Origin of the sequence: Motilimonas thetidivivens (assembly GCF_046452435.1) — a bacterium.
In the GTDB taxonomy this organism is placed as follows: Bacteria; Pseudomonadota; Gammaproteobacteria; order Enterobacterales; family CBDFNC01; genus Motilimonas.
In genome coordinates, this window is record NZ_JBKFDK010000004.1 from 36,229 (window position 1) to 51,548 (window position 15,320).

The window sequence follows — 15,320 nt, forward strand, 5'->3', positions numbered from 1 at the left end:
ACTGCAAATTGTTAAGCATGAAAATCATAGCTCATTAAAGGTCAATTTTGAATCAAGCATTAATACCAAGGCATGAAAAAAGCGCCAATTGGCGCTTTTATTAGGGTCATACTTTGTAACATTAAAGCAGTGAATCCAATGTCATCACTATCATGTCGTTAAAGGTGGTTTGACGCTCATCTGAAGTGGTTTGCTCGCCGGTACGAATATGATCCGATACAGTCACCACACATAAAGCATTAGCACCGTATTCGGCGGCAACACCGTACAAACCCGCGGCTTCCATCTCGACCCCTAAAATCCCCATCTTTTCCATGTAATCAAACATTTCTGGATCAGGCGTGTAAAACAAATCGGCTGAAAACACGTTGCCAACTTGCACCGGAATATTGGCCTGCTCTGCGGCATTAACCACATTACGCAATAGGCCAAAATCGGCAATGGCGGCAAAATCATGATCTTTAAAGCGCATCCGGTTTACTTTCGAGTCGGTGCATGCGCCCATGGCCACGATAACATCGCGCACCTTAATTTTTTCACTCACTGCGCCGCAACTGCCTACGCGAATAAGATTTTTTACCCCGTATTCGGTGATCAGCTCTTTCGCATAAATTGAGCATGAAGGGATGCCCATACCTGAGCCCATTACGGAAACTCTTTTCCCTTTATAAGTGCCCGTAAAGCCTAACATGTTACGCACATCGGTCACTTGTACTGGGTTTTCTAGAAACGTTTCGGCAATGTATTTCGCACGCAGTGGATCGCCTGGAAATAACACGGTTTCAGCAAAGTCGCCTGCTTTAGCATTAATATGTGGAGTAGCCAATTTCAATATCCTCTCAATTCGTTTCGCAAAAATTAATAACCGCTGCTGTTTAGCTCATGCTGCACATCTAAGGTGGTTAGCAGATCTGCTAGCAGGCTAGAAGCACCAAATCTGAAGTGCGCTGCGCTGATCCACTCTTGCCCTAAAATATCCGCGACTAGGCTTAAATATTGCTCTGCTTGCGCCGCCGTTTTTACGCCACCAGCGGGTTTAAAACCGACATTAGGGTTAGTGTCTCGAATCACTTCGAGCATGACTTTGGCTGCTGCTAAGGTGGCATTTTCGGCGACCTTACCTGTGCTGGTTTTGATAAAATCAGCCCCCGCAGCAATGGCTATTTCACTGGCTTGTTTGATGAGTTCCGGCGATTTAATTTCGCCAGTTTCTAAAATCACTTTGAGTAATACTTGGTCACCACAAGCTTGCTTACAGGCTTTAACTAGCTCAAAACCTATCTCTTTATCGCCCGCTAAAAATGCACGATAAGGAAATACCACATCCACTTCATCGGCACCGTATGCCACAGCAGCCTTGGTTTCAGCCAGTGCAATGTCGATATCATCATTGCCATGAGGGAAATTGGTCACGGTCGCAATTTTGATATCCTTTGCACCGATTTGATGCAGGGTTTTTCGGGCGATAGGAATAAAGCGCGGGTAGATACAAATCGCTGCCGTATTTCCAGCTGGACTTTTGGCTTGATGACACAATTTAATCACATCCGCATCGGTGTCATTATCGTTAAGGGTGGTGAGATCCATAAGTCCCAACGCGGTGCGCGCGACTGATTTAAGATCTGTCATGTCTCTTCTCCATTCAAAAAAATGCACCTAAGGTGCAACGCTGACGGACTTGGTTCCTTGAAGACAGTTATTCCCTAACTATTTGAGGCAGCAGCTTTGTTAGCAAACTTGCTGCCACAACAAATGGTTGGGCTTATCATCAACTGTTGACGTAGCTATGCTGGTTTTAAAGCATGTTGTTGAATACATTGTTAAATCCATTTAACCGATCATGATTGATTTACAAGCCCAAATAGGCCTATTCATCTTACTTGTGACAACATAATTGACTTAATACCAATTATTTCAAAGTAGAAATAACTCGGCATAGGCCAATAAAAAACACAAGACGCTTACAATAGCGCCAGTTGTGAACCGACACAAGAGCGATATTTATGGGATTGATGAACTCTTAATCAAAAGTGATAAGGTTTGAATATAGCTCAAATTTAGCGCTGAAATACGCTTTGACTGGTTTGCCAAAGCACTGACTGAATATGCTCGCTAGACTCAGGTCTTAGCTGACACAAGGCTGCAAAAATGAGGGGGATATTTTGCGGCGTATTAAAGCGCCCCACTTGATTGGACAGTGGCATATCAGGGGCATCGGTTTCTAGCACTAACGCTTCTAAAGGGACACGGGCAAGGGTGGCACGGGTTTTCGCCGCTCGCGGGTAGGTTATCACGCCGCCGACCCCCAGCTTAAAGCCTAATTTGATAAAAGCTATGGCCATTTCATAGCTGCCCGAAAAGGCGTGCAAAACACCGCCGTGAGGAAAGCTTTTTAGTTCAGCAAGTAAATTGGCAGCGGTTTTGCGCTGATGCAATATCAGCGGTAATTGATGTGTGTGCGCCATGGTCACTTGGGCGCGAAACACCGATAGTTGCAATGCCATGGGGATATCAATGCAAGCATCAAGGCCAATTTCGCCCAAGGCTAATGGCCGCTCATCGGTTAACAGCTGCTCCAATTGAGTTAAATGCTCATCTTGAAAGGCATTTAAAAAATAGGGATGTAAGCCTAAGGCATAGTCGAGCGAAGGCCAGTGCTTACATAGCTCAATAAGCGCAGGCCAAGTGGCAGCCTTGACCCCTGGCACCATGATTTTTTGTACGCCTAATGCCGAAGCCTTAGCTAATACCTGATCACGGCAATCATCAAATTGGGCAAAATCAAGGTGGCAATGGGTATCCATAAAAGCTGACATAAGCTAGCTCGCAGGTTGATTGGATATAGACCAAACAATAACGGCGCCATTGGCGCCGCTGTGACTAAACAAACGAGAGCGATTAGTGCTCGCGGGTTTTTCTAAACTTGATATCTGGGTAGCGCTCAATAGCTAAGTTTAGATTAACCATGGTAGGTGCGATATATGTCAGGTTGTCGCCGCCATCAAGAGCCAAGTTATCATAAGCTTTTTTCTCAAACTCATTCATCTTGGTTTGATTGTCGCTTTCTACCCAACGCGCCGTTGCTACGCTGATGCTTTCGTAGATAGCTTCTACCTTGTATTCCGATTTCAAGCGGGCGGTGACCACTTCAAACTGCAGCACACCTACCGCACCAACAATTAAGTCGTTGTTACGAAGCGGTCTAAATACTTGCACCGCGCCTTCTTCAGACAACTGCACTAGGCCCTTAAGTAATTGCTTTTGCTTAAGTGGATCTTTTAAACGAATACGACGGAACATTTCAGGCGCAAAGTTAGGAATACCGCTAAATTTCAGATCTTCACCTTGAGTAAAGGTATCACCAATTTGGATAGTGCCGTGGTTATGCAGACCAATAATGTCACCTGCGTAGGCCTCTTCAGCCGCACTGCGATCGCCTGCCATAAAGGTTACAGCGTCAGAAATAGTGACATCCTTACCAAGGCGGACGTGGCGCATCTTCATGCTCTTTTCGTACTTACCTGATACCACACGCATAAAGGCAATGCGGTCACGGTGTTTGGGATCCATGTTTGCTTGGATCTTAAATACAAAACCACTGAACTTCTCTTCACTGGCCGCCACGGTACGCGCTTGGGTTTCGCGCGACATAGGAGCAGGCGCCCACTCGGTTAGACCTTCTAGCATATGATCAACACCAAAGTTACCCAATGCGGTACCGAAGTAAACCGGCGTTAACTCACCGGCTAAAAATAGCTCTTTATCAAATTCATGGGCTGCACCTAATACCAGCTCGATCTCTTCACGTACCGATTCTGCTAGCACAGAGCCAATTGCGGCGGTGACTTCAGGGTTATCTATGCCCTTAATAACACGACGCTCTTGAATGGTATGACCTTGACCCGATTGGTATAAGATCACTTCATCACGATGAATGTGGTAAACACCTTTAAATTCCTTACCACAGCCAATCGGCCAAGTGACCGGCGCACAAGCCATTTTCAGTTCGTTTTCAACTTCGTCAAGCAGTTCCATTGGGTCGCGTGTATCGCGGTCCAATTTGTTCATAAAGGTAACGATAGGCGTATCACGTAAACGCGTGACTTCCATTAATTTGCGGGTCCTGTCCTCAACACCTTTAGCGGCATCGATAACCATAAGACACGAGTCTACCGCCGTTAATGTACGGTAAGTATCTTCCGAGAAGTCTTCGTGTCCTGGAGTATCTAGTAGGTTAACCAGACAATTATTGAACGGAAATTGCATCACCGAGGTCGTGACCGAGATGCCACGCTCTTTTTCCATTTCCATCCAGTCCGACTTAGCATGTTGGCTACTGCCCTTACCTTTTACACTTCCCGCAGTTTGAATAGCGCGCCCGTGCAATAGCACTTTTTCGGTGATGGTGGTTTTACCCGCATCCGGGTGCGAGATGATAGCGAATGTTCTTCGCTTATTGATTTCATTAAGAAATTGCTTGTCGGCCATGGAATAGTTCTTTTTTTTGCAACAGCTAGAACAGAGTTTACACGCCAGAAAATGGCGGCATTTGGTGTCAAAACTGTTTTGTTAATCGAAATTGCCGGCTATTTTCGCTTATCTAGCTTGTATAAACAATCAATGCTTCCTGAATCGTTTGCATTTGCTTCTTAGCAAACGCCATGACTCAGCCTGCTTTGTGCGCAAAGTGCAGCCACTACTTGAGGTAGAGCCGCACTAAAGGCTTTATCACCATGAGCCTAAATACTGGCTACTTCTAGTGGTGACAATGTGAAACATTCGTCACACCTTACTCCTATTGCGGTAACCATTGACCCTGATAAAACCGCTCTATCGCGCCATTTTCATCCCAACGCAGCAGATATAACCATTCGTTATCAATGAGGTGGCGCACGTTGTCATGCTTAGCACTGATTTGCTCAATCGGCTCACGAGGAGCGGCTACATACACAGCTAAGCGTTGTGGTTGGTGCATCCATTTTTCACCGTTGTGCAGCGATTGCATAGATAGACCAATGCGTAAGTCGCCGCCATTACCTTCAAATACGCCGATATGTCCGCCGACCGCGTTATGTAACACCTTGTTACCACTGCCGTATTTATCATTATCTGTCACGGAGGCATTGTATTGACTGTTGATCCAGTTAGTGACCACCATAGGTGCAGTTAAAATCAACTCAAGCACTGAAAAATCAGGGTCTTGCTGGTATTGGTAATCATGTAAAAATGCGCGGCCATGTAAGTTTACTTGGCGACTCCAACTGCGCGGCGCAACAATAAAAGCGGCATTGTTGGCCAGCCCCCATTCAGGGCGCACCTGCGACCAGTCTTGACTGCGCTTGATCAACGCTTTATCTCGTTCTTCATCGGTTGCATTAACCAAGCCCGTATCCAATAAGGGCGCGCGCTCTCTTTGTGCAGCCGCTGTCGCCCCTTTTAACCAACATCTCACCGTGTCACTTAGCTCGGGCGCAAAACAATCAATATGATCTGTGGTGGTGTTATGCAGCGCCGCGACAAAGCGAGTCTGCTCTGGGATCTCCACCCCTTGAAGAGCTAAGCCTTGGCGCACTTCTGGCTCATTTAATAACTGCGCCAATACACGCACGTTCACTTCCCCTGTTTGGCCACCGCAAGCGCCGCAATCAAGGCCTGCAGCATGCAGGTTATTGGCGCTGTGACTCCCGTGACCAACTAATAGCACAGTGGGCGCAAAGCAAGTTAGCCCGATGCCATGTAGTATGCCTTTTGCCAAGCTCGTTTTATCGGCAATAGACAGCACCTCACCTTGCTTGCTCATCTCCCAATTCGTTTGATGTGAGAGACGATTGACTGGATTGGCTTCGCCGCTGGCAAAAAACGCTTGTTTGAGCATTTTTAAGCTATAAAGCCAACCGCTAGATTCCACCATGGAAAATGCCGAAGGCGCGGCTTTGGACCAGCTTTGCCAGCGCGCACGCAAATTTAATTTCGCTTTCTCGCGTTGATTATCACAGCGCTCCGTGACACGAATAACTGGCTTTAATAAACCGGGCAGTTGCGGTCGCGTCAGCTCACTTGGGCTCGGTTGATATTCCAAAGGTAAGCCAAAGAAACCTGCAAAACCAAGGGTTTGAATATTCTTATTTTGTGACTCTAATGCTCTTCGCATCACTTCTGAACGCACATCAATACAAAATACAGCTTGCAGCTCAGGTGCAGCCACTGGCTGAACAATGGCGTTTTGTAGCTGTTGATTGAGCTGATGTTGATAGCTCAACTCGGCGGCTTTTACCCATATCCAAATAGGTTGTTGTCTTTGCTGATCCCCTTGAACCATTGCCGACAGCTGCGCTTTCTCACGCTGCCATGACACATTCAAATGCGCAAATTGCAGTGGTGATTGCGCTTTTAAATAGCGCCAAATAACCAGATCCCATGCCATGCGAATAGCAAGAAGTTGGCACATTTCATCGTTAGGTTGCTGATTAAGCTCGCCCTGCCAACGTAAGTAAGCAACCCAAGACGCCCATCCATTTACATCAAGTAATAATGCATGGCTATAGGCGGCCAAGGTGTCATTATCCAGCTCAAATAACTCGATAGCTTGCGCCAACAAAGCCTCGTGCGTATCGGGTAATTGGGCAAAAAACTGATGTAAGCCGGGCTCATCCATGACAATACTAAGCCCTTTGTCACAACGCGTTACATCTAACCAATGACGATATAAATCAATCTGCTTACGGGTATCACCGCGGCGTAATAACGGCTCTAATTCTTGATAATGGGCAGCGCAAAACTGACTGATCTGATGAATGATTTCGTCGCGCCACGCCATTTTATGTGGGTCTCGCTGACTGTCTAACAAATCGGCAATATTATGCCAGTGCACACTTTTATCTTGCTGCTTTAAAAACTGCTCTAATTGTTGCACCGACAAGTCACTTGCTAGCTCTCGAGCCGCCTGCTGCAATGCAGCTTGGCTTATCTCACCTGATTGATACAGGTGGAGATAATATTGTTTAGGCATGTTTAACTGTGCGCGGCCTAATACACCTAATTGGGCTGCAACTTGCTCAATGCGCTGATCACGCATTTGCCAAAATGGATTCACCGCGATCATTTGATCTAATGGCCAGCTTGGCGCAATCTTTTGCGTAGCAGCAAATACGATTGCCTGTTGCTGCTTTGATAATGACGGCTTCGACAATGACGGGTTGATAAGTGATGCGCTTGCATTATTCATTGATACAGCTCCTTTAGGTTCTTTTCTTGCTCGACTGCTAACACTTTCCCCTTGGCTCTTACTGGTAACCGCACCGGCCACAGTTTTAGTGTCAGGCGCGTGAGCCATTCATCAAGATACAATCCGGCAAACAGCGCGATGGATATCCGCTGCATGGCAGCCTTATGCCCTTGGTAGCGAAGTAAATTGCTCATCACAAACAAGCTAATAAACAAGCTCGCCACCCAAATATCCGCCATACTGAGGCTGGCAACGCTTAACCCCGATGACGATGGAATAAACTGCGCGATCAAGGTTTTCATTAGGCTATAACTAACAATCACCAATGCCGCTAAGCCTAAAATGGTCAATAAATGGGTTTTATTATTGCTGCCACTGCGCTGGGCTATTAATAGGGTTAATGCAACAATCAATAGCACCCAGATACTCCAAGCACCTTGATATTCAAGGGCTGTGATTGCGATAAGTACGAAAACCGTGGCAAAGGTACCTGCTAAAAACCAGTCAAGCCGTGATGGATTTTTTGACGGTGCTAAGCGGCGTTGCATGTCTTCATTCACTGCATTACCGGCATTTAAAAAGGCATAGGCCTTGTAAGCGGAATGGGCAATCAAGTGCAGTAATGCCAATTCGAATAAACCAAGAGCACATTGCAGCAACATCAATCCCATTTGCGCACTGGTTGACCAGGCTAAACGCACCTTAACGCTGATCCTTGTGGTCATAATAAGTGCGCATATCACCGTAGAGCCCCCCGCAACCACCAGCACCAACCACTGAGCTAGCGGCACTTGAATGAACAAAGGGGCAAATAAGATAAGCAGCACACCACCAAGATTTATCACGCCCGCATGCAATAAAGCACTGATTGGCGTCGGTGCCTCAACCACTTGCATTAACCAACCGTGAACCGGTAATTGCGCGCACTTGATCAGCGCAGCAAGGGCAATCAACACACCAGCAAAGTGATCAAAAGGGGTTAACACCAATGCACTATCGAACTTAACTTGAACAAAATGTGCCAGTAAGTAGTCAATAAATAAGGTGCCATGTTGTAAATAAAGTAGCGTAAAAGCGCCTAACAACAGCAACTCTGCTAACCGCGCCAATAGAAACTTTTTATGGGCAGCCAGCACCGCGCGTGGTCTCTGGGGATAAAAGGTCAGTAATTTGTGCAAAGACAAACTAATGGCGACCCAGCCCAGCCAAAACATCAGCAGATGATTACTAATCAGCACCAAGGTGACTGCCGCCAGCGTATTAAGAAGCCAGCGCCAATAAAAACCAAGGCGCGCCTCTCCCGCCATATAGTTGGTAGAGAATTTGATCAGTATAAGAGCCATAAACAGCACCAGCCCTAATATCACCGCACTAAGGTTGGAAAAGCTAATCAAATGCGCCACTGGCATCTCGGTTGATAAAGTCGGTCGAAGGGCAACGCCAGCAATATATACGACGATCAAAACAAGGCTCAATCGCAATAGGATCGCCCCCACTTTTTCCTTTGGTGCTTGTAAGGCCCACCATCCTGCTAAAGCAAGGCTCAGTGGGATACTGAAAAATAAGAGTGAAGATACCAACATAGTTTTTTGCTCCCTATTTAAGTCGGAGCAAGTATGTCAGAGCTGTAAATATTAAAAAAATAGATATAATAAAAACATTCGTTCTATAAAAGTGAACCAAAAATGAGTCGTCTTAACTATCATCACTTGTTCTACTTTTGGCGTGTTGCTGTTGTTGGCAACTTAACCCAAGTCGCGCGCGAGCTGCATATTTCACAATCAGCCTTATCGGTACAAATAAAACAGCTTGAGCACAATATGGATGTCACCTTGTTCGAGCGCAGCGGGCGCAGCCTAAAGCTAACCGACATGGGCACACGGGTGTTAGCTTATGCCAATGATATTTTCAGCAAAGGTGAAGAGCTGGAATCGTTTCTAAATAAGGGCATGGAAGCCGAGATACAGCATATCTCGATTGGCGTGCTAACCACCCTATCAAGAAATTTTGTTGAGCATTTCATCACTCCCTTATTAGCAAATCCTAAGGTGAGCTTTTCTCTAACAGCGAGACGAATGAACAACTTACTGGTTGGGCTCGCCAATCACGAGTTAGATCTGGTGCTGACCAATCGCCCTGTTGCATTAGATAATCAAGATGCCCTATGGCAAACCCAGCTAGTCTCCCGCCAACCGCTGTCGATTGTCGGGCCAAAGGCCAACAAAATTGACACCCCATTTCCCCAAGGTTATGAGGATGTGCGCTGGGTTTTACCTGGCAAAACCACTGAAATTCGCAGTGCCTTCAATTCACTTTGTGCCAGTTGGCAATACCAACCCGATGTGAAAGCCGAGGCCGATGACATGGCAATGCTGCGCCTACTCGCTCGTGACAGTGGAGCCCTCGCTGTATTGCCCACTGTGGTGGTCAAAGATGAAATAGCACAAGGCATATTAGAAGAGTATCAATGCTTGCCTAATGCATTTGAACATTTCTACGCGATCACAGCGCAACGTAAGTTTCTTCCAGAAGCGCTGCTGTTGTTATTGCAACAGCAGCGCAGTTAACATGACTCGAGTAGGATTGGAACAATGTGGGCTACGCCTCACCAAACATGATCACCTAACAAAGTTAACCTCAATCATTCAACACCTTGAGATTTAGCCGCAGTAAGGCACAAGTTGGCGAGCAAAAATAACCTTACTCTTTATGGGTGGTTTGACTTGCGGCTAAAGGTTAGCTGGTTGCGCGAGATAAGCGATCATTCACGGCGCGCCACTCGTCACCTTGCGGCGGTTGCTCGATGATAATTTGCGCTGCACCTAGTTGATCAATTTGATACAAGGTGACATACAGCTGCTGGCCAAATTCGGCCGCCGTGGTTGGCATCACGCGCCACTGCACTTTGGTGTGCTTGGTTTCAAGTTGCTTTTGCCCTTGCTCTGACCAAACCAAGAAATAGCTATTACCACTCGCTAGCTCTGGCGCCTGCGCTAACAGCTGCTCGGTAGACAATAATTTAGCGGGCGTGGTCGGCTGATAATGGGCTTTCACATTGCCCGGCACTACTTCTACGTGTTGTACAGGTAACTCAACCTTGCAACCTAGGGCATCACTTAATTGCTGCTGACTAATGGGGCCAGCACGTAAAACGCGGGGCTGTTCACTGACCAAGTCCAAAATGGTGGATTCTAAACCATGATCACACGCACCACCTTCTAATACCGCAGCAATTCGCCCGTCTAGCCCGCGAGTCACTTGCTCTGCGATGGTCGGGCTTAGCTGCTTATAGCGGTTCGCCGAAGGCGCTGCCAAGCCGCCATCGAGTCCGGTTAAAACCGCTAAAAACAAAGGATGAGCAGGCACTCGTAAGGCAATCGTATCTAGCCCGCCGGTCACGCAGCTATCTACATGAGGAGCTTTTTTTAATAGTAAGGTCAGTGGCCCCGGCCAAAATTGAGCCGCCAAGGCATAAGCTGTCTCAGGAATATCCACCGCCCAACGGGTTAAATGAGATACATCCGGAATGTGCACGATAAGTGGATGATTTTTTGGTCGCCCTTTCGCGGTGAAAATTTTATCGACCGCATCCGGATTTGACGCATCGGCAGCCAAGCCATAGACAGTTTCTGTAGGCAGGGCGACACATTCTCCTTGCTGCAATAAACTCACAGCTTGATTCACTGCATCTTCTCCCGTTAATAACACGGTGTTATAGCCCTGGCTCATGTTGGTTTTCTCACGGATAACAAAATTGACAACGCGGATGGCTGAGCTTGCTCAATGCAATAAGCAAAACGAAAGCGATAAACAACCACCACAGATTCAAGCGGCGAATTTTACCTGATGTGTGGTCAAACTGCACATAGAATGCGCTAAGTCAGACGTTATTTAGCTGCCCCCATAAAAATGGGTTAACGAAGAGGGTCGAAACTAGCAACAAGGCGGAGAAATGGCCGCTGGCCAGCTCCGCCTTAATGAGATTATGAAGCTAAATTATGCCGCGTCTTCTTGCTGTTTCACCTCTTTTTCCGTTTTATGCTCTAAGGCTTTACTGGTTTGGCTATTGATCGCAATACTTTTCGGTTTCATCGCCTCAGGGATTTCTTTAACTAAGCTGATGGTGAGTAAGCCATTAGCTAAATCGGCGCCAGTCACCTCAACATAGTCGGCCAAGTTAAATTTGCGTTCAAAGGCCCGATTAGCAATGCCTTGATAAAGATACTTGCGCGTTTCTTTATCTGCCTTATGACCTTTAATAGTCAGTACGCCTTTTTCCACCTGAATATCAAGCTCTTGTTCAGCGAAACCCGCAACGGCTAAGGTGATAGCGTAGCGATTTTCATCGAGCACTTCGATGTTATAAGGCGGATAACCTGTACCGCTGGCATCCCCAGAAAGGGCGCTGTCGAGTAGCGAGGCCATGCGATCAAAACCAATGCTACTGCGATAAAGTGGGGTTAAATCAATTGAGTTCAGAATATACCCAAGTTACCTCAAGATGCTTGTTCAGCGAGAATTTGTAGGCTGTTAGGCTAGGCGCTGATTTGAGACATAGTCATTCTACGTTGAAAATCAGCAACAAAGCATAACAGCCTACAAAACTCGCCCTTTGGGAGTCGCTTATTATGTCCATTTTTTCGTTAAAAAACCTCGAAAGGGTTGACCATTCCTTCGGCTTTTTGCCTCAAACTGAACATAATGAGCGGCTCTGAATCTCGCATCTTGAGGTGTCTTGGGTATATATCCTCTTTAAGCAACATAAAATAAAACAACTAATTTGGACTAAGACTCAAACAGCTGACGCCCTAGTCTCGATTCTTTTTTAGGGGCAAACAACAGCACTTCAAGGGGGGGATATAAAAAAATTTGGCTATGGTAGATGTGGCCATGATGCAAGCTGCCACATCTACTTTATTGGCTCGCGACTCTTTATTCGACAAGATAATCTTCGATATCAAAGGCATGGTTTAGCAGTACGTTAAGCTGCCTTTGCTCAGTGGCAAACTGAGGGTGGCGAACCAAGGTAATATAATGCGGTAAAGACTCGGGCGCTGGCACGGTATCTTCGTCGTCATCGTAGTAAATATCGGCTTTCAATGTATCAATGCGATCCGGCACCCAGTAATACGCTGTCTCAACGGTTTCACTATAGCCATCGGCTAAGGTTCTTAAACCTTCGGAAAGCTCAGTAAGCAATTCGGCATCAGGCGTATTTTGCTCGGCGACATCATCGAGTAGATCGGCACTGATGCCGGTCATTTTAGTTACACCAAATTCGAGCATTTGAATAAATTCGGTAGCAGCTATCACCAACAAATTGTATTCACGCTTGGCAGCTAAGCTATCAGGCATGCCAATATTACGCGTCACGTCATTTAAGATGCGCGTGCGGATCTGGCAAAGTAAGGTATGCAAAGGAGAAACTTGCGCATTATTACCTCGTAAACTGGCCAGATGTTGAGAGAGGGTGAGCGTGCGCTCATCAATGCGTTTGGTTAAATTAGCCACTTTTGCTTCAAGCATTTTGATTTGCTCGTCCTTGGCTTGAAGTTGCTCAGCCAACACGCTGGCATTGGCTAAAGATGATGGTTCCATGCTGTCATTACCTCAACCGCTTTACTGTCAATTTAAAGATTCAATATATTAAAAGGCTGTCTTAAAACACGCTAGTGTTTTTGCTCGTGATAGATCACGACCTAAGGTCATCAGTTACAAGCTTGGATGGCTGCGCGTAATACAGGCTACTTTGGCAAATAATCAACACTTTGGGTAGGTCAAATGTATTTTTTTATGACTATGCCATCAAATTAGCCATCCCTCTTATGCATCATCTTTAAATAACATTAAGATGCACTTTAATCAGCTTGCCATTAAGCTAAGGTTTAGCCTAGCTCATTTAGCCTAGAGCACACAGTAAGTGGATGTAATTCAATATCAAGTCGTACGCGCTGGCCTAACTTTCAGTGGCTAGGCGCATCATGAGGCATTTATGAAAATTTTATTAGTTGAAGATGACCAGATTCTTCGCCATCACTTAAAAACCCAGCTCGAAGCCATTGGCAATCAGGTATACGACGCCGAAAATGCCAAAATGGGAGATTATTACGCCCATCAATATCCTATTGATGTTGCCATCGTCGATTTAGGCTTGCCCGATCTAGATGGCTTAGAATTAGTAAAAAACTTTCGTGAACAAGAGCTTAGTTTTCCTATTCTGATTTTAACGGCGCGTGGTAACTGGCAAGAAAAGGTAGCTGGCTTAGAAGCCGGTGCAGATGATTACGTCGTTAAACCCTTTCAACAGGACGAACTTTGGGCACGCTTAAATGCCTTAGTTAGGCGCAGTGCAGGTTTTATCAAGCCTCAAATCGAAGCTGGGCCTTACCTGCTTGATCTGGCGAAAAAAAGCTTGCGCGTTGCGGAACAAGAAGTGGAACTGACCGCCTTTGAATATCAAATACTTGAATACCTGATGCGAAATCATGGTCAAGTGATTTCAAAGCAGCAACTGCTTGACCAATTATACAGCGATAGCGAAGGCGATCCCAACGTGGTTGAAGTCATGGTCAGCCGGCTTCGCAAGAAGATGGACAAAGACGGTAGTTTGAAACCCATTAATACCATTCGCGGCCAAGGTTATATTTTTACACTGTCATGCAAATAAAAATATCTTTAAAATTTAAGCTATTATCTACTAGCCTTCTGGTTTTACTGATAGGTTTGTACACCTTTAGCTATTATCAAATTGCGAACCACAGAGAGCAATTGCTTCAGCAACAACAAAACTTGCTGCAAAATATTATGACGGGGTTGTTCTCCGAAGGGTTAATGCAAGATGAAACCATTATCATGCCAAAGCGCGTCTCCTATGGCGCCTTAAACACCCCTAATGCCAATCTGGTCGCCATTGTTTGCGATCAAGCAAGCCAAACCATTCTTTGGAGCTCCATCTCGGGCTCGCATATTCCCAGAGATGGCCAGGCTTGCCCCTTGCTAAGCAATCTGGTTGGTGATGAGCTATCGCAAATGTTAGCTTTTAATATCAATGGCGTGGAAAGCCGCTACGGCGAGCTTGAAATAAACCAAGAGCCGATGATTATTCAACTGGCGCAATTGCAACAAAATCGTGGCGATACGAATAAAAGCTATATCATAGCCGTTGCTAAGGATGCCGATGATTTAGAGCAAGCCATGTCGGCATTCACTGCCAAAGTGTATCGGCGCAATGCCTTGCTATTTTGTTTCTTTACGGCATTGTTTTATTTGACGATTAAATGGAGCCTATCCAGTTTAACCAAGCTCACCCGCGAACTAAACAGCATTAAAGCCGGAGAGCGCGATGCGCTTTCACGCCATTACGAACCCGAATTACAATCATTAACCTCTGCCCTAAACCAACTACTGCATAGTGAACGAGAGCAAAAAGTGCGTTATCAACACTCGATGAACGATCTCGCACATAGTTTAAAGACTCGGCTAGCATTATTAAAAGCAGTTAGTGAGGAGCAAAACAGCACTAGCGAAGCCTTTAACCACACCTTGAATGATCAAATTAGTCAGATGGATCAAATTGTTCATTATCAATTGCGACGCGCTGTATCGGGACGTCAAAGCATCATAGGTAAGCCCGTTGCGATTGCGCCAGAAGTGACTAAACTAATGAATACATTGGATAAGGTGTATCGACATAAGAAGATCCAATTTAGTTTACGTGACCCTGATAACGCCATCTTTTTTGGTCAACAAGATGACTTAATGGAGCTAATGGGCAATTTGCTCGATAATGCCTGTAAATTTACCCTAAGCCAGATCCAAGTCAGCGCAACATTCGAGAAAAATAAGGGCCTGACACTGATTATTGAAGACGATGGATTGGGTATAGATATTGCAATCCGCAACCAGATCCTAAAACGCGGAGTGCGTGCTGATACCTCTGGTGGGCAAGGCATAGGATTGGCTGTCACTAGCGAGATAATTCATTCTTATGGTGGTGATATCGACATTTTTGACAGTGAGTTGGGCGGTGCGGGCTTTAAAATATTCTTCCCGCTAGCCTGAGTCATCGTATGAACAGGCGAAGCTAAACAGATAA

12 protein-coding genes are annotated in these 15,320 nt (G+C 45.9%); 3 read left to right on the top strand and 9 right to left on the bottom strand.

Translation table 11 applies throughout. The features are described 5' to 3' along the window. Positions 1-121: 121 nt before the first annotated feature. The 6 genes from deoD to ACK8OT_RS04455 form a co-directional block, all read right to left on the bottom strand. Positions 122-826 (bottom strand): purine-nucleoside phosphorylase, encoded by a 705-nt coding sequence (gene deoD / locus ACK8OT_RS04430; protein ID WP_410195304.1) that lies wholly within the window; start codon positions 824-826, stop codon positions 122-124. A gap of 32 nt (positions 827-858) precedes the next feature. Continuing rightward, a complete protein-coding gene (gene deoC / locus ACK8OT_RS04435; protein ID WP_410195305.1) occupies positions 859-1,629 on the bottom strand; it encodes a deoxyribose-phosphate aldolase in 771 nt (256 codons plus the stop codon). Between the two features lie 428 nt (positions 1,630-2,057). Continuing rightward, positions 2,058-2,816 (bottom strand): TatD family hydrolase, encoded by a 759-nt coding sequence (locus ACK8OT_RS04440; protein ID WP_410195306.1) that lies wholly within the window; start codon positions 2,814-2,816, stop codon positions 2,058-2,060. Between the two features lie 82 nt (positions 2,817-2,898). Then, positions 2,899-4,488, bottom strand: coding sequence for a peptide chain release factor 3 (gene prfC, locus ACK8OT_RS04445; RefSeq protein WP_410195307.1), 1,590 nt, complete (start codon positions 4,486-4,488; stop codon positions 2,899-2,901). 307 nt (positions 4,489-4,795) lie between these two features. Then, the gene (locus tag ACK8OT_RS04450) at positions 4,796-7,225 is read right to left on the bottom strand and encodes a YbcC family protein (protein ID WP_410195308.1); all 2,430 of its coding nucleotides are present in this window, start codon (positions 7,223-7,225) and stop codon (positions 4,796-4,798) included. Then, positions 7,222-8,808, bottom strand: a complete 1,587-nt coding sequence (locus ACK8OT_RS04455; RefSeq protein ID WP_410195309.1) for an NADH-quinone oxidoreductase subunit L — start codon at positions 8,806-8,808, stop codon at positions 7,222-7,224. The genes ACK8OT_RS04450 and ACK8OT_RS04455 overlap by 4 nt, the downstream gene beginning before the upstream one ends. 102 nt (positions 8,809-8,910) lie before the next feature. On the opposite strand from ACK8OT_RS04455, the gene ACK8OT_RS04460 reads away from it, so the two are divergent. Further along, positions 8,911-9,792, top strand: coding sequence for a LysR family transcriptional regulator (locus ACK8OT_RS04460; protein ID WP_410195310.1), 882 nt, complete (start codon positions 8,911-8,913; stop codon positions 9,790-9,792). Positions 9,793-9,961: 169 nt separating this feature from the next. Here ACK8OT_RS04460 and ACK8OT_RS04465 read toward each other — a convergent pair whose 3' ends face one another. The 3 genes from ACK8OT_RS04465 to ACK8OT_RS04475 all read right to left on the bottom strand — a co-directional run bounded on the left by ACK8OT_RS04465 (position 9,962) and on the right by ACK8OT_RS04475 (position 12,823). Continuing rightward, entirely contained in the window at positions 9,962-10,954 is a 993-nt protein-coding gene (locus ACK8OT_RS04465) for an L-threonylcarbamoyladenylate synthase (RefSeq protein ID WP_410195311.1), read from the bottom strand. Positions 10,955-11,221: 267 nt separating this feature from the next. Then, positions 11,222-11,704, bottom strand: a complete 483-nt coding sequence (locus ACK8OT_RS04470) for an Hsp20 family protein (protein WP_410195455.1) — start codon at positions 11,702-11,704, stop codon at positions 11,222-11,224. Between the two features lie 453 nt (positions 11,705-12,157). Beyond that, positions 12,158-12,823, bottom strand: a complete 666-nt coding sequence (locus ACK8OT_RS04475) for a hypothetical protein (RefSeq protein ID WP_410195312.1) — start codon at positions 12,821-12,823, stop codon at positions 12,158-12,160. 394 nt (positions 12,824-13,217) lie between these two features. On the opposite strand from ACK8OT_RS04475, the gene ACK8OT_RS04480 reads away from it, so the two are divergent. Both ACK8OT_RS04480 and ACK8OT_RS04485 read left to right on the top strand, forming a co-directional pair. Next, entirely contained in the window at positions 13,218-13,892 is a 675-nt protein-coding gene (locus ACK8OT_RS04480; protein WP_410195313.1) for a response regulator, read from the top strand. A gap of 101 nt (positions 13,893-13,993) precedes the next feature. Further along, the gene (locus ACK8OT_RS04485) at positions 13,994-15,286 is read left to right on the top strand and encodes an ATP-binding protein (protein ID WP_410195314.1); all 1,293 of its coding nucleotides are present in this window, start codon (positions 13,994-13,996) and stop codon (positions 15,284-15,286) included. Positions 15,287-15,320 lie beyond the last annotated feature (34 nt).